Origin of the sequence: Winogradskyella sp. MIT101101, from assembly GCF_047126865.1 — a bacterium.
Classification (GTDB): domain Bacteria; phylum Bacteroidota; class Bacteroidia; order Flavobacteriales; family Flavobacteriaceae; genus Winogradskyella; species Winogradskyella ouciana.
Map to the genome: position 1 here is coordinate 65388 of NZ_CP138982.1, position 20213 is coordinate 85600.

Genomic DNA, 20213 nt, shown 5'->3' on the forward strand with positions numbered 1-20213 from the left:
TACAAATTTATAAAATTTAATGATACCTTAGGTGTAATACAACGAGTATTTGAGTTGTTGCGCTAAAATTTGGCTATTCCTTAACCAAGATTTTTTGAGACATAATTGTTTCATTAAGTCTAATATTAACAATATAAACGCCATCACTCAAATTTGCAGTAGATAATTTGTATGTCTCTGTACTCGCATCGAACTGACGTTTTAAAATGTGCTTACCATTTACGTCAACAATTTCAATAGATTTAACATTAAGATTATTCGGGTTTAAAATTGATAGCTCCTGTAAATTATTATTTTGAACTACAGTTACAGATTCAGAAATATAATCCTTAACATCTAAGACGTTTTGTTGCATAAATACAATTTCAAAACGGTTGGTATAATTACCGGCATCAATATTTAATTCATAATCTTCATCTCTTAAGTTAACGAAAGTATTCGTTTGCACATCGTGAATATAGATGTCTTGATTTTCTTCAAAGTTTTGAATATCAAAAATTCTAAATCGTAGTAGTTGTTGTTCCTCAATATCTACATTCAGAGGTATTATAAGAGCTTGATCAAAAGGGTAGGCTTGCCCAGAATAGATTTTGTTATCTATTGTAAAATAGGCATCGTTAGCAAAATTTTCAGAGCGACTTAACTCCAAACCTCGATCAAATCCAGCCGTTGCACTGTCATGAAAGTTTAAAACCAATTGTCTGGTATATTTAGACTGATTTACAGTAAAATCGACATTAATTCTAAAACGCTTATAATCTTCTGGAACTATTGTTAAACCATTATCTTGATATATAATTTGTGAGTTATCAGATTCTTGAGCACTATTATGACTTCCATTTCTAAAGAATATACTATTTCCACCTTCTTTTTCATAAACACGATGCTCATTTTTAGCATACACAGTTCCTGAAGTACTAGTTATACCTTTAACCATAAATCCTTGACCAATAGGGATGTAACGACCAGCGGATTTAACTCCATTCAATGGCATCATTAAAGGATACGAGTTATCATCTTCATCGTAAGTGGTGAATACAGCAGGTGAATCTGTTATCATATCTCCTGTCGCGTTTATGGTGAATTCATAGTAGCCACCAACATAGTCTTGTAAAACGTGTGAGTTAACCGTTCCATCCTGTTCCCAGTAATATAAAGTACCATCTATTGCGTTTATATTGTCGGTATCATGTATGTATAGAGCAGCATCAATTGCACTTGGGTACGGATTACCTACCAAAGTGAACACACCATCCGCTATAGAATTGCCTATGGTTCCATTATTTGGTTTTCCTCTAAAATCGTATGTTTGGTCCCCAGTAACTGCAGAACCCATTCCTTTCATTGTAAAACCTAGCCCTGGTGAAACATCTCCTGTTTCTCCTACATATACCCAATCACTATTTGAATCTGATGAAACAAAGGTCCACAACCATCGGTTAGAAATAATCAGTGGAGTACTGTTTCCATTATAATTGTTGGTAAAAATACTATCGTCACTATCTATAGTGCTCACTGTTAAGAGCAACGGGTCATCGATTTGATTTACTCGAAAAGAATTATTTAAAAAATTATCGGTTAAAATGCCGCCAACAGGTGAACACCAATAGTTATAGGACCATTGATTCACATTTCCCTCTTGGTAAATACTTAATTCTCCTAAACCAGAATTGCCAGAAGTTCCATCGCCTTGGATTAATTGTGATTCATCCCTTAAATATATTTTAGAATCAGCATCGTTGAGATTTATATTATCCTTGACAAAGACAACTTCATCTTTTACGTATATATAGGTATTGTTTCTAACATTTAATTGTGCAAATATCGATGCGCTATAGCCTAATAAAAGCAGTGAAGTTAGTATACGCATGGCCTAAAGATTTGGGTTATAAAAGTTGGCAATATAAAAAAAATAAGGTACTTGAACGTTAAAATTTGGTTTTAATCGATAATTGGTATATTATTGCACTAGAATTTGCCCCAGATTTTTATTTATGAAACGTATTTTAACCGCTATAACATTCTTTATTGTATTTCAAGCTCATGCCCAAGTGGGTATTGGAACAACAGACCCTGATGCATCTGCATTACTAGAATTAGAATCCGACAGCCAAGGTATGCTTACTCCTAGAATGTCAACTACAGATCGAAACTCTATCTCTTCGCCAGCTAAAGGACTATTGGTTTTTGATACAGATTTGGATGCGTTTTATTTTTACAATGGATCAGTTTGGGAAGAAATGGAATCTACATCTACGCCTAATAATAAAACCGCAGGTTGGGTAGCTCTGAACGATTTTGATAGTAGTTTTACCTTGCCATTTGTTAATTCACCAGATTTAACAGACTATAGTAATTTTGTTGACCTAGACTTAGATTTTGAGAATGACCCTGGTGACTCCACGATAAGTTCATACGCACCAACAGGAACCACAGCTACTGATTTTTATAATAGTACAACTCATAAATTGACCCCATTAGTGGTAGGTGATGCTGTTGTATTACGATTGTCATTTGATGCTGTTCCTAATAATGGAAATGGCTTTATAGTTATAGCGATAGATATTGGTGATACAAGTGAAATTATCATTTTTGAAAAAACAATTCCTTTATTAAGAGGAAATGGCAGACTAAGTAAAATAAGTGAAACTATATTGCTATATCAGTTAGGGACATTTAATTCTAACGGAGCAAAACTTAAAATAGCTTATTCGAGAGCCAACCAGACTTCGGGTACAGATTGTGTAGTCAATAATTTTGGTCTGGTAGTGTCTAAATTTACTAACGATTAAAACTTAGCCGACAATCTCAAATTAAAAACGCGAGGCGTTAAATAATTAGGAATGGCAAATTGTCGTTTGGTATAAACATCCCTTACCCAAGTATTGGTAATAGAGTTTTGGTTGTTGAACATGTTGTAAATCTCAAAACCTAAGGAAAGTTCCCTAAACTTCTTTTTCCAGCGAGCGTTGTAGGTTTTGGTTGGGTTTACTAGTTCTAGGGAAATACCCAAATCTGCACGTCTGTAGTCTCTCAATCGAATCTGAAAATCGTATGGATCCGCATAACTCGGAGACCCACCAGGAACACCTGTATTGTACACCAAATTGAGGTACATTTTTAAATTGGGCATGTTTGGTACATAATCCTGAAATAATGCTCCAAACTTTAAACGTTGATCGGTTGGTCTAGAAATGTAACCACGATTATCAATATTCTCTTCGGTTTTTAAATAGCCAAAACTAAACCATGACTCAGTGCCTGGTACAAACTCACCATTCAATCGCATATCCAACCCATAGGCGTAAGCTTTAGCATTATTCTTGGCCCTATAACGAATCCTTACGTTTTCTAAAGTGTACGGATTTACATCGCTTAAACCTTTGTAGTAGGCTTCAGTAACTAACTTAAATGGTCTGTCCCACATTTTGAAGCTATATTCATTACCTAGAACTATATGAAAGGATTTCTGAGCTTTAACATCTGGTTGCACAACACCAGAGGAATCTCTTAATTCTCTGTAAAAGGGTGGTTGGTAATACAAACCACCTGCAACTCTAAACAACATATCCTTGTCCCAATTTGGCTTAATGGCAAATTGAGCTCTTGGGCTAAAAACCGTTTGTGTATTGCTTTCTATATCCTTGCCACTCACAGTCCAGTTGTGTGCTCTAACACCAACATTGTAAAACACTTCATTGGCTCCCCATTCTGTTCGTTTACTATATTGGGCAAAAGCTTGCATACGATTTATTTGAACTCTATTCAACGCTCTAATGTTTTCAAAAGCTGTTAGAGGTCCTTCAAAAGGTTCGTAAGGTTGTAAGTTTGGAATGCTAAAATTCGGTGGACGAATAGAGAAGCCTGCCGAATCTATAATCTCATATTCTACCAAACGATCTCTAATATCCTCGTGCGTGTATTTTACAGACCATTCTACAGTGGATTCTTCATCGATTTTGTAATCACCTCTATGCTCGGCATTGACGATAAAGGCGTCTAAATCGTTACGTGCATGTGTTAATTGTGAGCCAATGCCTTCGCTGAATTCAACTTCACCTAAATCCTCGTCACCTATATTAGTATTGACTTCTCCTAAACGGTATTGCGCAAAAATGTCGAAATACTCTTGCTCTATGGTGTGATATGCTGAAGCAATCATCTTTAGCGTTAAATCTTCGTTGACAAAATAATTGGCTTTAAAAGCGCCAAAATAAGTTTGGTATTGGTCTTCCTCATTTCCATCATAGAACACCAACAAGGCAACAGGTTCTTGTAGTGTACCGAAGTTGGTCTGTCTATTTTCTGGCTCAAAGTTGTATTTGTTTAAAGAAATATTCCCTAGAAAGTTGAGATGAAACTTATCCGAAAAGCGATACGTTAAATAGGTCTGGGCATCTGCAAAAACAGGTTCTACGTTACCTTCGGTTTCTAAGTTGTTTAATATTAAACTATTGTCTCTGTAACGCACACCAGCAATACCAGAAAATTTTCCATCTTTAGAAATCGTTTCAGCAGCAATGCTTCCTCCCAAAAAACTTAAATCTGTTCTTATGCCAAAATCCACAGGATTTCTATATGTAATATCCAATACAGAAGAAAGTTTGTCTCCATATTTGGCTTGAAAACCACCAGCAGAAAAATCAACATTTGAGACCAAATCTGTGTTTACAAAACTCAGACCCTCTTGGTTACCAGAACGAATTAAGAACGGACGATACACTTCAATTTCATTAACATAAACCAAGTTTTCATCAAAATTTCCACCACGTACGGAATATTGTGTACTTAGCTCATTGGAAATATTAACACCAGGTAGTGTTTTTAGAATATTTTCAACACCAGGTTGTGCGCCTTTTATGGTTCTTAAAGTTTTTGGAGTCACAGAGACAATTCCGTCGACGCTTTGCCTTGTATTGGTAGAAATGACCACTTCAGCAATTTGCTCTACTTCAACTTTCATTACAGGATTAAACTCTAATTCCTGCCCATTTTTCAAATTGAATTTTGAAACAACACGACTGTGCCCAACATGTGTAAATTCTAAAGTTAATTCAATATCTGAAGGTACTCTTAATTCGTAGAAGCCATTTTTATTGGTTGCACTCCCTTCACCAGTAGAAGCTTTTATGTTAACATTTTCTATTGGGTTATTAGCTTCATCCAAGATAACACCTCTTATAATTGCAGACTGCGAAAAAGAAAACACGCTGAATAGCAAACAAAATAGAAGAATAAAGTGTAAGCGTTTCAAATATTAGTTTTTATAGTTAGCATTAAAAAAGATCATAAAGATCAAGTTTTGTCATGCTGAACTTGTTTCAGCATCTCAAAGTATGAAAAACAGAAAATGAGACTCTGAAACGAGTTCAGAGTGACAAGATTTTAATGTTATTTCATTTATTTTCTGAAAAAGGTTGCTTCAAATGTAGAACTATTTCCAACATTATCGGTAACAATTATCTTTAATTCGTTCTTAGTGTCTTTAACGATGTTATCATTAAAATCGTGCACCAACATCTTGGTTTTATAGTCGTACTCCATTAAGATCCATTCACCATTTACCGTTGCTCTGTATTTGCTGATTCCAGATAATTCATCGTCAATTTTCACTTTCAGATAACGGTATTTACTCAACCATTTCTTGTTCTGAAAATTTACGGGTTTTATAGTAGGTGCAACGGTATCCATCACTAATGTATATAAACCTAATGTTTTACTACCAGCGCTCAAAATGTTTCCTTTCCGCTTTGTGTGTACATAACTTGGTCTTTTGTAATAACCGTATAAACGCGCAATGAAAATTTTGTCCAAATGCTCAACCTTATAATTACTTAGGTCATAATTGATATAGAAATTCTTTTGAAGTGGGATGTTGTCTTTATGAAGATGAATTGTATCTGAGCTTACTTTAAAATCAATAAAAACATCATCATAGACCGTGTTTTCATAGAAATTAACGGTAACGTTTCCAGATTGAAGCGTTGTCGGTTGGTTACTGTATACCAATGTCTTTTTGGCATCAATGTCTAGTAATGTTTCATTGGGCTTTTCATACTTTCCATTTACAGGAATATTCACCCAAGTTTCGTTGCCTTCAAAATCACGAATTCTTATTTTATAAACAGACGAAGTACTATCTTCAACACGTATATAGCCATCATCATACGCATCTTTGTATAGACTCAGCGGATTGTTTTTCTGAATAAACAATTTCTGAATACGAGAACGTTTGGTTTTGTAATATTCATAATCAATTAAACGCTTAATATGCTTGGACTCACTAAAACTGAAACGCTTAAAATCTATTTCCAGGCTTTTATTGCCATTAAAAAATGTTTCAATATTGCTTACTCCATTGTTGTTTGGCGCCAAATCTTGTTTGTCATAAGAAGTCACTCCAAAACCTATATTGCCAAAAGCGGTAATTTTTTCAACCTCATAATCACCACTTTTCTGCGGTATCAAACGAAGTGGCACACGTTTATTCTTACCATTAATTACGGCATTTTCATCTTTTGGATATGCAAATACAGCTGACACAAATGGCCTTTTGGTGTCTTTTGCCTCAATGCCAAATAGCATTGGATTCATGGGACGTTCTTGGTTGTCTCTTATTTCAAAATGCAAATGAGGTCCGCCAGAACCGCCTGTATTACCAGAGTATGCAATAACTTCATTTGGTGCAATAATAAGTTCTTCAGAGCTTGGAAAAACTTCCACCTCAAAACTTTCTTTATCGTATTGACATTCCTTGATGTATTTTTCCAATCGGTCAGAAAATTTTTGAAGATGGCCGTAAACCGTTGTGTATCCATTTGGATGTGTGATGTAAATGGCCTTTCCGTAACCGTAATGCGAAATTTTTATTCGGCTCACATAACCTTCTGCAGCAGCGTAAACTTTCAATCCTTGTTTTTGCTGGGTCTTTATATCCAAGCCAGAATGGAAATGCGAAGAACGTAACTCACCAAAAGTACCAGAAAGCACTAAGGTGATGTCTAAAGGGTTTCTAAAATAATCTTGAGGGTATTCTGACTGTGCGTACACAGACGAGGTAATTAAAAAGAAGAGTAAAAACTTTTTCATAGACTAAGCAATACAGCTAAAATATCAAATAGATTAAAATTTACAAATGGTAATGTTGTATTATTTTAAATATCCACAATTTCAGTGGTAATATTGTCATATGGAATCGTTGATGAGTTAGAATAAACATTTTTGTTCTTGTATAATGTTTATTTTAATCACGTTATTTTCTTAACGTTCTAATTGTTTTGATGTTATGTGAATTAAAAATAATTGTAAAAGAATTGTGTTTTTTCATTAGGTATGTTAACTTTGTTTCTACAGTATTGAATTACTTTAATGAGTAAAATAGAAGAAATTGTTGATGCTTTAGAGAATAAGATCAGTAAGATTTTACACAAGCAGGAAGTTTTAAAGCAAACTAATGCGAAACTTACGGATCAATTAGAGAAACAGCAAAAAGAACTTCTTAGCAAACAAGAAGAAGTTGCTTCTTGGGCAGAAAAATATGAGACACTCAAAATAGCAAATTCAATGCTTGGTAGTGACGAAAATAAACGAGAAACGAAGCTCAAAATAAATGCACTTATTAGGGATATTGATCATTGTATAGCTCAAATCTCGGAATAAAGTTGTAAATTTAGACTGAATGTCAGATCAATTAAAAATTAAACTTTCTATTGCAAACAGGGTATATCCTTTAACGATCAATCCAAAGCAGGAAGAAGGTTTGCGAAAGGCCACGAAGAAGATTGAGGCAATGATAGGGCAATTTGAGCAAAATTACTCTGTAAGAGATAAGCAAGATGTTTTAGCAATGTGTGCTTTGCAGTTTGCGGCTCAAGTAGAGCAAAAGTCAATAGATAAAGAGTATGTTAATGAGGAAGTTCAGGAAAAGTTAGAAGCTTTAAATGATCTGCTTCAAAAACACATCTAACTCGTACGTTCTTTAAAATACATAAGGTTACTGCCTACATTAGTTATATTTTTTGATAAACTCAACGTTAATTCTTTAAAAAGGGTGAGTTTAAATTGTAAAAGCAAGCCATCTCAGAATGGATCCTTGATCAGTTTGTTAGCCCTAAACTTGTTTTTAAGGAGTTTATACCAGAATCCAAAACTGATGTAGGCTTTTTTTATATACTAAACTAAATAACTAACATGGATACTAACACAATTTTATATATTGTTGGAGGAGTAGTATTAGGCGTAATACTGGGCTATATAATCGCTAAATCCCTTGAAAAAGGAAAGGCATCTAAATTAATCGCAAATGCAGAGAAAGAATCCAAGTCGATTTTAAAGCAAGCAAAAGTAGATGCAGAATCATTAAAAAAAGATAAAATACTTCAGGCTAAGGAAAAGTTTATTGAACTTAAGGCTGAGCACGAAAAAGTCATACTTTCTCGCGATAAGAAAATGGCTGAGGCAGAAAAACGTATTAGGGATAAGGAGTCCCAAATTTCCAATGAACTTTCAAAAGCAAAAAAATCCAATCAATCTTTAGAAGGCAAAATCAAAGATTACGATTTTAGATTGGAGTTTCTTGAGAAGAAAAAGGATGAAGTTGAAAAAGCGCATAAAAGCCAAATACAACAGTTAGAAGTCATTTCTCAACTTTCAGCAGAAGAAGCTAAAGAACAACTGGTAGAATCTCTTAAAGAAGAGGCCAAAACAGATGCTATGGCTTATGCCCAAGAACGATTAGAGGAAGCCAAGCTAACTGCACAACAAGAGGCCAAAAAAATTATCATTAATACCATTCAGCGTATTGGTACAGAAGAAGCTATAGATAACTGTGTATCTGTTTTCAATATTGAATCTGATGACGTTAAAGGTAGAATTATTGGTAGAGAAGGTAGAAATATTAGAGCTATAGAAGCAGCTACAGGTGTTGAGATTATAGTTGATGATACACCAGAAGCTATTATATTATCTTGTTTTGATTCTGTAAGACGTGAAATAGCACGATTATCGCTTCATAAATTAGTGACTGATGGTAGAATACACCCAGCTCGTATTGAAGAGGTAGTAAGGAAGACAGAAAAGCAGATTGAGCAAGAAATTATAGAAGTCGGTAAGCGTACGGTTATCGATTTAGGGATTCATGGTTTGCACCCAGAATTAATAAAAATGGTAGGACGAATGAAATATCGTTCTTCTTATGGTCAAAACCTATTACAGCATTCACGCGAAGTCGCTAAGCTTTGTGGTGTGATGGCTGCAGAATTAGGTTTAAATCCAAAATTGGCTAAGCGTGCAGGTTTATTGCACGATATTGGTAAAGTACCATCTTCTGAAACTGATGTAGAAACTCCACATGCAATCCTTGGTATGCAGTGGGCAGAAAAGCACGGTGAAAAACCAGAGGTTTGTAATGCCATTGGAGCCCACCATGATGAAATAGAAATGACAACCATGTTGTCACCAATTATTCAAGTTTGTGATGCTATTTCAGGAGCAAGACCAGGTGCGAGACGCCAAGTGTTGGATTCTTACATTCAGCGACTAAAGGATTTAGAAGACGTAGCTTTTGGTTTTAACGGCGTAAAGAAAGCTTATGCCATACAAGCAGGTAGAGAACTACGTGTTATCGTAGAAAGTGAAAAAGTTTCTGATGATAAGGCAGCTAGTTTATCTTTTGAGATCTCTCAGAAAATACAAACGGATATGACCTATCCAGGACAGGTAAAAGTAACCGTAATTAGAGAAACTAGAGCCGTGAATATAGCCAAGTAGAGTAATAGTATATTTAAATTTATTAAAAAGTGTCTTAATTTCTTAAGGCACTTTTTTTATATGTATACTGCACAAAACACATACTATGTAAAATTTATATTCATTACTCGAGTAAGTATGTGATGTAAAAATTTCTAAGATCAAAGTAGATATTATTTTCTCGGATGAAATTTGTTTAAAACATCGCTTAAGTGAGTCCTATCCACATGCATATAGACTTCAGTAGTAGTGATGCTTTCATGACCTAGCATCATTTGTATAGCCCTTAAGTCTGCACCGTTTTCCAGTAAATGCGTAGCAAATGAGTGTCTAAAGGTGTGTGGAGATACCGTTTTTTTCAGACCAGACTTCTCGACCAATTTTTTTATAATGGTAAATATCATAGCACGAGTTAACTTTTTACCCTTATAATTTAAGAACAGAATATCTTTAGAACCAGATTGAACATCTATATGGTTTCTTATGTCTTTCCAAATGTTGATAAACTGTTGGGTGGTTTCTCCAATGGGTACAAAACGCTGTTTATCACCTTTACCAGTCACCTTTATAAAGCCCTCTTCAAAAAATAGATCAGATAACTTTAACTCAATAAGCTCACTCACACGCAAGCCGCAGCTATATAAAGTCTCTATGATGGCTCTGTTGCGTTCTCCAAGATTTACACCATTGTATTGGTAGCTCAAATCAATAGTGCTTATTAGTAGGTCAATATCGCCAATGGATAAAGTGTCAGGAAGTTTTCTACCGATTTTTGGGGACTCAATTAAATCCAGGGGATTGGTTTTTCTATAGTTTTCAAAAACGAGATAATCAAAAAAATTGCGAAGACCAGAGATGAGACGCGCCTGTGACCTTGGGTTTATGTCTTTTGAAATGGCATAGATGAATTGTTTTATGATTTCATTGTCAATAGCTATTGGTGAGCTACTTACGCTATTATTTTCAAGGTATGCGATCAATTTTTTAATGTCGTAGCTATAATTTTCTATGGAGTTGTTGGAAAGACCACGTTCAATCTTGAGATAGTGCTGATAATCAGTAATCGCTTGGGACCATTTCATGCCTAAAAATAGAAAAATATAAACGCAAATAAGTGAAAATACTACGCAATTTATCGTATATTCATTATAAATTGTTAATAACAAAATTTATAAGTGTTTGTAAATCAATAACATATACATCTGTGTTTACAAAAATGTTAATAACTGTGTAAAGAAACTTTAATATTTAAAAAAAAAGTCATTAGTTTGTATTAATCAATTTTAAAACTTTAAAGATTATGAAAAAATTATTTTTAGCTGCTTTTGCAGTGTTCGCTTTTGCAAGTGTTAACGCACAAGAATTTAAAGCAGGTGTTAATGCTGGTTTACCAATAGGTGATGCTGGTGACTTTTCTACTTTTGCTATTGCTGTAGAGCTTGGTTATTTGTTTGATGTTTCAGAAGATTTCCAAGCAGGTCCAACAGTAGGATTCAACCATTCTTTTGGTGATAGCGACATCATTGACGAAGATTTCTCTTGGTTACCAATTGCTGCTGCTGGTCGTTTTGCTGTATCAGAAGAGTTTACTTTAGGTGCTGATTTAGGTTATGCCATTGGTGTAGCTCCAGATGGTATCGATAGCGGATTTTACTATGCGCCAAGAGTTCAGTATGGTGTAAGTGATGCTTTAGATATCGTTTTGGCGTATAGAGGTATTAGCCTTGACGGTATTTCTTGGAGTCAAATTACTCTAGGTGTAGAGTTCGGATTATAATCTATCTGAAATTATATATAAAAGAGGCCATCTGGCCTCTTTTTTTATTTATGTGAATTTCGATTATTTACATTAAATATTAACATTCTGTTATATTTCAATTGTCGCCTAAATCTTACATTTGGTGTTCGGAAAATTAAACTGATATCAAAATGAAAAAAATTACTATATCTGCAATTATGGCTTTTTTTAGTGTAATTGCTATTAACGCTCAAGACGACAGTAATATTTCATCAACAGATTTTCAATATGGACTAAAAGCAGGTTATAATTCATTTATAGAGAGATTTTCTTTGGATGGAGATTCCGTTTCTGCAAGTGGCTCAGGATTTTATATAGGGTTTTTTACAGATTTTTCGATTTCTGAAAAATTTAATTTTCAACCGGAATTGTTATATGTTTTAGTTACGCATGACAATGTAAATGGCGATGTTTTGGTTTTGCCATTGATGGGAAAGTATAATATAAAGGAAAACTTCAGTATTCAATTTGGACCACAGTTTGATTATATACTAGAAAAAGATACTGAAGGAATTAAAAGATTAGGATTAGGTTTAGCTATAGGAGCAGGCTTTGATATTTCTCAGGACCTTTTCATGGATATGCGGTATTCTTTTGGTTTAACTGATCGTTTAGACGAAGAATATGATAATCTAGATGCAAAGTTTAAAATTAATTATTTGCAAATAGGGTTAGGCTATAGATTCTAAGAACATTAATTCTACCAACGGAAAAAGGCAATAATTGCCTTTTTTTTATGCCAGAATTTTTACCACGTGGTATCCTGTATATTACTATGAATTTAGTTAATATAGAGTTTTGGAGCTTAATTTATATTTTTAAAAACATACTTAAGCGACTGATAATTAAGAAGATAAATATATTTTGTTTATTAATTTGTTAATAACTCGTGCTAAATCCCATAAATTCTTCAAAAAAATCATTTATTTAGTAGTAACTAATTTAAAACCAAAAGATTATGAGAAATTTTTTAATGTTTACCGTATTATCGGTTTTTAGCTTTTCAATTATTTTTGCACAAACCGGCGAAGATAACGATAGTTTTACTACTGGTTGGGCAGAAGGAGATATTGCTTTAAGCGGATCCTTAAACTATTCGACTACATCTCAGGATGATGTAAAAGATTCTAGTTTTGGCATTATGCCACAAATTGGCTACTTCTTCAATGAAAACTTGCAAGGTGGTTTAAGTTTAGGCTATATGTCTAATACTGCAGAGGCTAATGACACAGATATTTTTGACGAAAGTACCATTATGGCTGGTGCCTTTCTTAAATATTTCTGTATGCCAGAAAAAAGGTTTAGTCCATACGCTTCATTGGGCATTAATTATATGTCTACAGATGACGGATTAAATGATGTAAAGTTTAATGGTTTTGGTATTGGAGTAGGTTTAGGTGCAAATTTCTTTTTAAATGATGATTGGGCCCTAACTACTTCCGTTGGTGCTCTGTCTTACACTTCTGAAAAGGCAGATTTTGATGGTGCAGAAGCCAGAAACACTTTTGGACTAGATTTAGACTTTAAAAACATATGGTTTGGAGTTGTAAGAAGATTCTAGAACTATTAGAGTTTTATAAAAAGCAGCCAACTTGGCTGCTTTTTTTATTAGGTTTTTATACCTTTATCTTATGAAGAAATTTATAGTCATCAACGGTCCAAATCTCAATTTATTAGGTAAGAGAGAACCAGAAATATATGGTGACAAAACTTTTGAAGACTATTTAGGTACCTTACAGTCTAAGCACAATGACGTTAAGATTGACTACTATCAGTCTAATATTGAAGGTGAAATTATAGATAAGTTACAAGAGGTTGGGTTTAACTATGAAGGTATTATATTAAATGCCGCTGCTTATACACATACTTCAGTAGGGATTGGCGATGCTGTAAAAGCTATTGAAGCACCAGTTGTAGAGGTTCATATTTCCAATACATTTTCAAGAGAAGAATTTAGACATCAGTCTTATATTTCACCAAATGCAAAAGGAGTTATTCTTGGTTTTGGGCTAAGAAGCTATGATTTAGCGATACAAAGTTTAATAGAATAAGGCATGAGAAGGATAACACTTGTTCTAGCTTTTCTTTTATCAGGTATTTCTGTAAGTGCTCAAACTGATTTTGGCGTTAAAGGAGGACTGAATTTTACTTTTTTTAAAGTAACCGAAGGTAGTTTTGGTACTAATCCAAGCGAGGAGGTTGGCTTTTACGGTGGAGTATTTTTTGATGTTGAATTTGAGGATAAGCTCCACCTTCAACCAGAGTTACTCTATATTCACATACGGGATTTTCAATTTCTAAATGCACCAATTTATCTGGAATATGATATTGACAAAAACTTTCACATACTTGTTGGTCCTAGTCTAAATTACTTTTTCGACTTCTTTTCTAACAAATTTAAAGTACGAGCTGATCTTGGCTTGGCCTACAGCTTTACTGAAAACTTAGATATGCATATGAAATATACCATAGGTTTTGAGGAACTTGCACCTAATATGGTATTTCTAGGCTTAGGTTATAAGCTGTAAAAATAAAGCGATTCAATTATTAGATGAATCGCTTTTTGTTTTTAAAATAAGAATTACCTCCCATTCGGAAGGATAGGAAGTGCTTACAAATGAATCACTTCATCATAGGCATCAGCCACAGCTTCCATTACAGCTTCACTCATTGTTGGGTGAGGATGAACTGCTTTTAAAACTTCATGGCCTGTAGTTTCTAACTTACGACCTAAAACAGCTTCAGCAATCATGTCAGTTACACCAGCTCCGATCATATGGCAACCTAACCATTCTCCATATTTAGCATCAAAAATCACTTTTACAAAACCATCTTTATTTCCACCAGCACTCGCTTTACCAGATGCTGAGAATGGAAACTTACCGATTTTTACATCAATACCTTGCTCTTTAGCTTGTGCTTCAGTTAATCCAACACTTGCAACTTCTGGAGAACAGTATGTACAACCAGGAATGTTGCCGTAATCTAATGGTTCAACGTGTTGTCCTGCTATTTTCTCTACGCATAAAATACCTTCAGCTGACGCTACGTGAGCCAGCGCTTGCCCAGGAGTTACATCTCCAATGGCATAATAACCAGGTATATTGGTTTGGTAGTAATCATTAACTAAAATTTTGTCTCTATCTACCACAATACCAACATCCTCTAGTCCTATATCTTCAATATTTGATTTTATACCTACAGCGGATAAAACAATATCTGCTTCTAGTACTTCTTCACCTTTTTTGGTCTTTACTGTAGCTTTTACACCACTACCAGAAGTATCTACAGTAGTAACCTCAGCAGAGGTCATTATTTTTATTCCAGATTTTTTAAAGCTACGCTCTAATTGTTTTGAGACTTCGTCATCTTCAACTGGAACAATTTTAGGCAAAAACTCAACGATGGTCACTTCTGTTCCCATGGAATTATAGAAGTATGCAAATTCAACACCAATAGCACCTGAACCTACAACAATCATTTTCTTAGGTTGCTTGTCTAGTGTCATTGCTTGTCTATATCCAATTACTTTTTTGCCATCTTGAGGTAGGCTCGGTAATTCGCGAGAACGTGCACCTGTAGCAATAATGATATGGTCCGCAGAATATTCTTTTCCATCTACCTCGATTTTTTTTCCTGGTTTTACTTTTCCGTAACCTTCAATGACATCAATCTTATTCTTTTTCATTAAGAATTTAACACCATTACTCATACCATCTGCAACACCTCGACTACGTTTTACAACGGCATCAAAATCGTGCTCGGCATCCTTTACTTTTAAACCGTAGTCTTCAGCATGTTTAAGATATTCGAAAACCTGAGCAGATTTTAAAAGTGCTTTTGTTGGGATACAGCCCCAATTTAAACAAACGCCTCCAAGACTTTCCTTTTCTACTACAGCGGTTTTAAATCCTAATTGAGATGCTCTAATCGCAGTTACATAGCCACCTGGACCACTTCCTAAAACTATAATATCGTATTTACTCATAAGTGATTTTATATTGAAAATGAGTAGCAAAAATATGAAAATACCTTAACAATATTGAAATATAGAGATGTCAAATTTTATCATTTGAGCAAATGTTAATTTGGTTTCGGACAATCTAAAAGCTTTAATGAAAGTATTTTTACAATAATGTTATGCGATAAGTGATTAGTCCATAACATAAGCTAACATAATCACGCAACTAAATAACTTAAAAATTAAAAAAATGAAAAAATTAATATTATTATTTGCAATAGGAGCTTTTACGTTTTCAGTAACAAGCTGTAAAATTGATAAAGAAGAATCTGGCGAGATGCCAGAGTTGGATGTAGATGTAGATGCTGACGCAGGTGAATTACCAGAATACGATGTAGATTGGGCAAATGTGGACGTAGGAACCAATACAAGAACGGTAGAGATACCAAAAGTTGTGGTGGTAATGGAAGAGGAAGAAGTAGAAGTTCCATACATAGATGTTAATATGCCTGGTGAAGATAAAGTAGAAAGAACTCTAATGGTTGAGGCCGAAGTTTCTGGTAACGAGCACGATATAGAGATACAAGAAATAAGAGCAAGTAAAAATCGTTTATATGTAATCTCTAGATTGGAGAAATTGGATACTGATTTAGGTGATAAAACAGTTAGGATTCAAGATCAGGTAGATATTAATGCGCCAGATTTGGATGTTAAGCATATCATTATTGGTAAAAAGGTTGACAGAGTTTTTAATAATAATTATACCTATGTTAACTCCATGAATGATTTAGATGCGAGCATCAGAAACGCTGAAGTAATCTATAAAAGATAACATTTAAGTTAATCAAAACACCAAAACCCTTTCATTGATTTGAAAGGGTTTTTTATATTCAAGGATATTCCAATGCAATGCCTACAAATCATCTGTAAAATGTTGCCTGGCTTTATCTTTAGAGAACTTGTTTTTGTTATAATCCGATGATTTTCCTTTTGGTAATGAGAGAGATTTCCAGCTAGCTCCTTTAATTAATTTACCGATAAAAACAATTTGCCCAATATGGTAGGCATAATGCATCATTTGTCGGTTTATGGCTTCCGTGACTGTATGCCCTTGATTTCTAATATAGACTATACTGTCCAAATCCTCTTCTGTTAAAGGTTTGAGGGCATTGAATAAACAGTCCCAACCTTTATTCCAGTAGGTAGTTAAAGCTTCTCTGGTTTGAAAAGTATCAATAAACTCGTTATCCCGTTCTCGCCAAGTTTTTTCACCATCTTCGGTTAAAAAATTGGTCCATCGGCTTAGCATATTGCCTACAATGTGCCTGACTATAATGGCTATTGAATTAGAATCGTTTTCAAATTCTTTTTTAAGTTCAGCAAATGATAATTGGTTAAAAGTTTTATCGCCAAGACTTTTGTAATATTCAAATTGTTTTATGCAGCTTGTTAAATATGAATTTCCCATGCTTTTAGATTTATATCAATAAAAATAGTGCTATAAAACCACTAAAACTACGAATATTCATAGGTAGATTTTATAACACTATTATAAGATATTGCATACGAAATTTACTCTTCCGCTGGCACAAACTTTAATGCTACGCCATTGATGCAATGACGCTTCCCAGTGGTTTCTTTTGGCCCATCATTAAACACATGGCCTAAATGGCCTCCACAAGTTGCACAATGCTCTTCGGTTCTTGCATAGCCTATATCATAGTCTGTAGAAAAAGCAACATTGCCTTCAATTTCTCTATCAAAACTTGGCCAACCAGTACCAGAGTCAAACTTATGTTCGCTTTCAAACAAAGGAGTATCACAAGCCGCACAATGATAAACACCTTCTTCGTAGTTTTTGTTTAGTGGACTGGAAAAAGGTCTTTCTGTACCAGCTTCACGTAGAACATAGTATTGCTTGTCCGTAAGTTGCTCCTTCCATTCTGCCTCTGTTTTAGTAACAGGGAAAGTTTCTTTTTCTTGTTTGTCTTTTTTTTGTGCTGAAGAATTACAGCTAAAGAGTAAACTAAGGGTAAATAAAAATATTATCTTTTTCATAGCGTAAAATTACAATTTTTTAATTATTGATTTTGTCGTACACATAAATTAAAACTTACGAAATCGTTTTAGTATATTTAAGTTTACTAATTTTATAATATACGAGGTGAACTCACGTAATTTGCACTATGTTTGAGTTTTAAACCTTTAGAATGTTAACCTGAAACGAATCAATGAAAGCATTATTTCTAACTAGAGAATTTCCACCATATGTTTATGGAGGTGCAGGAGTGCATGTAGAATATTTGGCAAAAGAATTGTCCGAATTGATGCAGATAGAGGTAAGAGCTTTTGGAGATCAAGATACCAGTGAAGACAGCCTAATTTTAAAAGGTTACCCTTTTGAGGATGGTATTTTTAAGAACAGTGATGAAAAGTTAAAATCAGTGTTTAAAACTTTAAGTACAGGTTTACACATGAATGCCGAAGCAATAGATGCAGATGTGGTTCATTGCCATACATGGTATTCTCATTTTGCTGGTATTATGGCAAAGTTGTGTTATGGTACACCTCTGGTAGTAACTACACATTCTTTAGAGCCTTTACGACCATGGAAACGCGAGCAATTGGGAAGAGGCTATGATGCTTCATCTTGGATCGAAAAGACTGCCATTGAAATGGCAGACTGCCTTATCGCAGTTTCAGAAGAAACTAAGGAAGATGTCATCAAGCATTTTAATGTTGATGAAAAAAAAATAGAAGTGGTCTATAATGGGATAGATCTCAAAGAATATGTCGTTGTTAAAGAGACCGATGTTCTAGACACCTATGGGATAGATAAATCAAAACCTTATGTTCTGTTTGTTGGAAGAATCACCAGACAAAAGGGCATTGTTCATCTAGTGAACGCTATTAAATATATAGATCCTGATACACAAATAGTATTGTGTGCAGGAGCACCAGACACCAAGGAGATTGCTAAAGAAATGGAAGATGCCGTTGAGGAAGCTAGAAAAACCAGAGACAACATCTTTTGGATAGATAAAATGCTAGATAAAAAAGATGTAATTCAGTTATATTCTCATGCAGATGTGTTTTGTTGTCCGTCAATATATGAGCCATTTGGTATTATTAATATAGAAGCCATGGCATGTGAAACAGCTGTGGTCGCCAGTGCGGTAGGAGGAATAAAAGAAGTCGTCATACCAGAAGAAACCGGATTATTGATTAACTTAGAGCAACAAAATGTTGCGCCTTTTGAGCCTGTAAATCCTGATAAGTTTTCAAAAGATCTGGCGGAAGGCATCAACAGGTTAATCAACAACAAAGAGTTAAGAGATGCCATGGCAAAAAAAGGTCGAAAAAGAGTAGAGGATTTTTTCGACTGGAAGGCAATAGCAAAACAAACGCAATCCATATACCAATCACTAATTAACAACTGATGATAAACAACAAAGTTATATCCATAATTTTAGGTGGAGGACAAGGTTCGAGATTATATCCATTAACGGAAAACAGGTCTAAACCTGCAGTACCAATTGCAGGAAAATATAGGTTAGTAGATATTCCTATATCTAACTGTATTAATTCGGATATTAAAAGAATGTACGTTTTAACACAGTTTAATTCGGCATCGCTAAATAGGCATATAAAAAATACCTATCATTTTAGTTTTTTCAGCTCGGCATTTGTAGATGTTTTAGCAGCAGAACAAACCATTAAGAGCGATAAATGGTTTCAGGGTACTGCGGATGCCGTAAGGCAGAGCATGCATCACTTTCTTCAACATGATTTTGAGTATGCTTTGATCTTATCCGGAGACCAGTTATATCAAATGGATTACAATGAGATGATTAATGCGCACATTGAAGCAAATGCAGATATTTCTGTTGGTACCTATCCTGTAAATGCTAAGGATGGAACTTCGTTCGGAATTCTAAAAACAGATGAGAGCAATCAAATTACATCGTTTATAGAAAAACCTTCAGCAGAAGTGATCGTAGATTGGAAATCTGATGTAAGCGATGAGATGAAGCAACAAGGTCGTGAATACTTAGGTTCAACAGGGATTTATATATTTAATAAAAAGCTATTAATTGAACTCATGGAGGATGAGAGTACTGTTGATTTTGGTAAGGAAATCATTCCGCAAAATATTGATAACTATAAAATAATGAGTTATCCGTTTGAAGGCTATTGGACAGATATAGGAAACATAGATTCTTTCTTTGAAGCTAACCTTGGCTTAACGGATGAAATCCCAAAGTTCAACTTATATGATTTAGATAATCGTGTTTATACCAATGCACGTATTTTACCTACTTCAAAAATTTCTGGAACCACACTTAATAAAGCGGTTATTGCAGAAGGCTGTTTAATCCACGCTGCAACCATAGAAAAATCCGTAATTGGCATTCGTTCTAGAATTGGAAAGGAATCCACTATTATCAATACATATATGATGGGTAGCGATACTTATGAATCCTTAGAGACTATTGAAGAGAAAAAGATTGATATTTTAATGGGAATCGGTGAACGCTGCTTTATAAAAAATGCCATAATTGACAAAAATTGTCGCATTGGTGACGATGTTAGAATAAATGGTGGTACTCATCTCGAAGATACTGAAACAGATCAGTATGTTATAAAAGATGGTATTGTAGTTGTAAAAAAGGATGCCGTGATTAAACACGGTACCACTATTTAATT

19 protein-coding genes and 1 other RNA gene are annotated in these 20213 nt (G+C 34.4%); 13 read left to right on the forward strand and 7 right to left on the reverse strand.

Features of this window, described 5'->3' with window-relative positions:
• Positions 1-73: 73 nt before the first annotated feature.
• A complete protein-coding gene (locus tag SIB89_RS00320) occupies positions 74-1870 on the reverse strand; it encodes a T9SS type A sorting domain-containing protein (RefSeq protein WP_412560679.1) in 1797 nt (598 codons plus the stop codon).
• A 124-nt stretch (positions 1871-1994) separates the two neighbouring features.
• Here SIB89_RS00320 and SIB89_RS00325 point away from each other — a divergent pair, with 124 nt between their 5' ends.
• Positions 1995-2792: a hypothetical protein gene (locus SIB89_RS00325; RefSeq protein WP_412560680.1), complete on the forward strand. Its 798-nt coding sequence runs from the start codon at positions 1995-1997 to the stop codon at positions 2790-2792.
• On the opposite strand, the gene SIB89_RS00330 is transcribed toward SIB89_RS00325, so the two are convergent.
• Positions 2789-5254 carry a carboxypeptidase-like regulatory domain-containing protein gene (locus SIB89_RS00330; protein ID WP_412560681.1) on the reverse strand — a complete coding sequence of 822 codons (2466 nt, stop codon included), beginning with the start codon at positions 5252-5254 and terminating at the stop codon, positions 2789-2791. The genes SIB89_RS00325 and SIB89_RS00330 overlap by 4 nt on opposite strands.
• Positions 5255-5400: 146 nt before the next feature.
• Positions 5401-7089, reverse strand: a complete 1689-nt coding sequence (locus SIB89_RS00335) for a M23 family metallopeptidase (RefSeq protein ID WP_412560682.1) — start codon at positions 7087-7089, stop codon at positions 5401-5403.
• 279 nt (positions 7090-7368) lie between these two features.
• Between SIB89_RS00335 and SIB89_RS00340 the strand changes: the two genes are divergently transcribed.
• The 4 genes from SIB89_RS00340 (at position 7369) to rny (ending at position 9768) form a co-directional block, all read left to right on the forward strand.
• Positions 7369-7659 (forward strand): hypothetical protein, encoded by a 291-nt coding sequence (locus tag SIB89_RS00340; RefSeq protein ID WP_412560683.1) that lies wholly within the window; start codon positions 7369-7371, stop codon positions 7657-7659.
• Between the two features lie 19 nt (positions 7660-7678).
• Positions 7679-7966 carry a cell division protein ZapA gene (locus SIB89_RS00345; RefSeq protein ID WP_155087748.1) on the forward strand — a complete coding sequence of 96 codons (288 nt, stop codon included), beginning with the start codon at positions 7679-7681 and terminating at the stop codon, positions 7964-7966.
• 59 nt (positions 7967-8025) lie between these two features.
• Positions 8026-8133, forward strand: a non-coding RNA gene (gene ssrS / locus SIB89_RS00350) — 6S RNA.
• A gap of 57 nt (positions 8134-8190) precedes the next feature.
• Positions 8191-9768: a ribonuclease Y gene (rny, locus tag SIB89_RS00355; protein ID WP_412560684.1), complete on the forward strand. Its 1578-nt coding sequence runs from the start codon at positions 8191-8193 to the stop codon at positions 9766-9768.
• Between the two features lie 152 nt (positions 9769-9920).
• Here the strand turns inward: rny and SIB89_RS00360 are convergent, their stop codons facing one another.
• The gene (locus tag SIB89_RS00360) at positions 9921-10829 is read right to left on the reverse strand and encodes a site-specific tyrosine recombinase (RefSeq protein ID WP_412560685.1); all 909 of its coding nucleotides are present in this window, start codon (positions 10827-10829) and stop codon (positions 9921-9923) included.
• A 218-nt stretch (positions 10830-11047) separates the two neighbouring features.
• Between SIB89_RS00360 and SIB89_RS00365 the strand changes: the two genes are divergently transcribed.
• The 5 genes from SIB89_RS00365 to SIB89_RS00385 all read left to right on the forward strand — a co-directional run bounded on the left by SIB89_RS00365 (position 11048) and on the right by SIB89_RS00385 (position 14073).
• Positions 11048-11524 carry an outer membrane beta-barrel protein gene (locus tag SIB89_RS00365; RefSeq protein ID WP_412560686.1) on the forward strand — a complete coding sequence of 159 codons (477 nt, stop codon included), beginning with the start codon at positions 11048-11050 and terminating at the stop codon, positions 11522-11524.
• Positions 11525-11676: 152 nt separating this feature from the next.
• Positions 11677-12234, forward strand: coding sequence for a porin family protein (locus SIB89_RS00370; RefSeq protein ID WP_412560687.1), 558 nt, complete (start codon positions 11677-11679; stop codon positions 12232-12234).
• A gap of 269 nt (positions 12235-12503) precedes the next feature.
• Positions 12504-13106, forward strand: a complete 603-nt coding sequence (locus tag SIB89_RS00375) for an OmpW family outer membrane protein (protein ID WP_412560688.1) — start codon at positions 12504-12506, stop codon at positions 13104-13106.
• Positions 13107-13176: 70 nt separating this feature from the next.
• A complete protein-coding gene (aroQ, locus tag SIB89_RS00380; protein WP_412560689.1) occupies positions 13177-13596 on the forward strand; it encodes a type II 3-dehydroquinate dehydratase in 420 nt (139 codons plus the stop codon).
• A 3-nt stretch (positions 13597-13599) separates the two neighbouring features.
• Positions 13600-14073, forward strand: coding sequence for an outer membrane beta-barrel protein (locus SIB89_RS00385; protein WP_412560690.1), 474 nt, complete (start codon positions 13600-13602; stop codon positions 14071-14073).
• An 83-nt stretch (positions 14074-14156) separates the two neighbouring features.
• On the opposite strand, the gene lpdA is transcribed toward SIB89_RS00385, so the two are convergent.
• On the reverse strand, positions 14157-15533 hold the full coding sequence (gene lpdA / locus SIB89_RS00390) for a dihydrolipoyl dehydrogenase (RefSeq protein ID WP_412560691.1): 1377 nt from the start codon (positions 15531-15533) through the stop codon (positions 14157-14159).
• A 223-nt stretch (positions 15534-15756) separates the two neighbouring features.
• Between lpdA and SIB89_RS00395 the strand changes: the two genes are divergently transcribed.
• On the forward strand, positions 15757-16338 hold the full coding sequence (locus SIB89_RS00395; protein WP_412560692.1) for a hypothetical protein: 582 nt from the start codon (positions 15757-15759) through the stop codon (positions 16336-16338).
• Positions 16339-16419: 81 nt separating this feature from the next.
• Here the strand turns inward: SIB89_RS00395 and SIB89_RS00400 are convergent, their stop codons facing one another.
• Together SIB89_RS00400 and msrB are read right to left on the reverse strand one after the other, a co-directional pair.
• Positions 16420-16974, reverse strand: coding sequence for a DUF1572 family protein (locus tag SIB89_RS00400; RefSeq protein ID WP_412560693.1), 555 nt, complete (start codon positions 16972-16974; stop codon positions 16420-16422).
• Between the two features lie 104 nt (positions 16975-17078).
• Complete coding sequence (gene msrB, locus SIB89_RS00405; RefSeq protein ID WP_412560694.1) at positions 17079-17564, reverse strand: peptide-methionine (R)-S-oxide reductase MsrB; 486 nt, start codon at positions 17562-17564, stop codon at positions 17079-17081.
• 173 nt (positions 17565-17737) lie between these two features.
• On the opposite strand from msrB, the gene glgA reads away from it, so the two are divergent.
• Together glgA and SIB89_RS00415 are read left to right on the forward strand one after the other, a co-directional pair.
• Positions 17738-18946 (forward strand): glycogen synthase, encoded by a 1209-nt coding sequence (glgA, locus tag SIB89_RS00410; RefSeq protein ID WP_412560695.1) that lies wholly within the window; start codon positions 17738-17740, stop codon positions 18944-18946.
• Positions 18946-20211: a glucose-1-phosphate adenylyltransferase gene (locus SIB89_RS00415; RefSeq protein WP_412560696.1), complete on the forward strand. Its 1266-nt coding sequence runs from the start codon at positions 18946-18948 to the stop codon at positions 20209-20211. Before glgA ends, SIB89_RS00415 begins: the two co-directional genes overlap by 1 nt.
• Positions 20212-20213: the final 2 nt, after the last annotated feature.

Coding starts and splice junctions, on each gene's coding strand:
- SIB89_RS00345 (WP_155087748.1), top strand. CDS start 7,679: ATGTCAGATCAATTAAAAATTAAACTTTCTATTGCAAACAGGGTATAT.
- SIB89_RS00365 (WP_412560686.1), top strand. CDS start 11,048: ATGAAAAAATTATTTTTAGCTGCTTTTGCAGTGTTCGCTTTTGCAAGT.
- SIB89_RS00400 (WP_412560693.1), bottom strand. CDS start 16,974: ATGGGAAATTCATATTTAACAAGCTGCATAAAACAATTTGAATATTAC.
- SIB89_RS00415 (WP_412560696.1), top strand. CDS start 18,946: ATGATAAACAACAAAGTTATATCCATAATTTTAGGTGGAGGACAAGGT.
- SIB89_RS00340 (WP_412560683.1), top strand. CDS start 7,369: ATGAGTAAAATAGAAGAAATTGTTGATGCTTTAGAGAATAAGATCAGT.
- rny (WP_412560684.1), top strand. CDS start 8,191: ATGGATACTAACACAATTTTATATATTGTTGGAGGAGTAGTATTAGGC.
- SIB89_RS00325 (WP_412560680.1), top strand. CDS start 1,995: ATGAAACGTATTTTAACCGCTATAACATTCTTTATTGTATTTCAAGCT.
- msrB (WP_412560694.1), bottom strand. CDS start 17,564: ATGAAAAAGATAATATTTTTATTTACCCTTAGTTTACTCTTTAGCTGT.
- SIB89_RS00375 (WP_412560688.1), top strand. CDS start 12,504: ATGAGAAATTTTTTAATGTTTACCGTATTATCGGTTTTTAGCTTTTCA.
- aroQ (WP_412560689.1), top strand. CDS start 13,177: ATGAAGAAATTTATAGTCATCAACGGTCCAAATCTCAATTTATTAGGT.
- SIB89_RS00385 (WP_412560690.1), top strand. CDS start 13,600: ATGAGAAGGATAACACTTGTTCTAGCTTTTCTTTTATCAGGTATTTCT.
- SIB89_RS00370 (WP_412560687.1), top strand. CDS start 11,677: ATGAAAAAAATTACTATATCTGCAATTATGGCTTTTTTTAGTGTAATT.
- SIB89_RS00320 (WP_412560679.1), bottom strand. CDS start 1,870: ATGCGTATACTAACTTCACTGCTTTTATTAGGCTATAGCGCATCGATA.
- SIB89_RS00360 (WP_412560685.1), bottom strand. CDS start 10,829: ATGAAATGGTCCCAAGCGATTACTGATTATCAGCACTATCTCAAGATT.
- SIB89_RS00335 (WP_412560682.1), bottom strand. CDS start 7,089: ATGAAAAAGTTTTTACTCTTCTTTTTAATTACCTCGTCTGTGTACGCA.
- lpdA (WP_412560691.1), bottom strand. CDS start 15,533: ATGAGTAAATACGATATTATAGTTTTAGGAAGTGGTCCAGGTGGCTAT.
- glgA (WP_412560695.1), top strand. CDS start 17,738: ATGAAAGCATTATTTCTAACTAGAGAATTTCCACCATATGTTTATGGA.
- SIB89_RS00395 (WP_412560692.1), top strand. CDS start 15,757: ATGAAAAAATTAATATTATTATTTGCAATAGGAGCTTTTACGTTTTCA.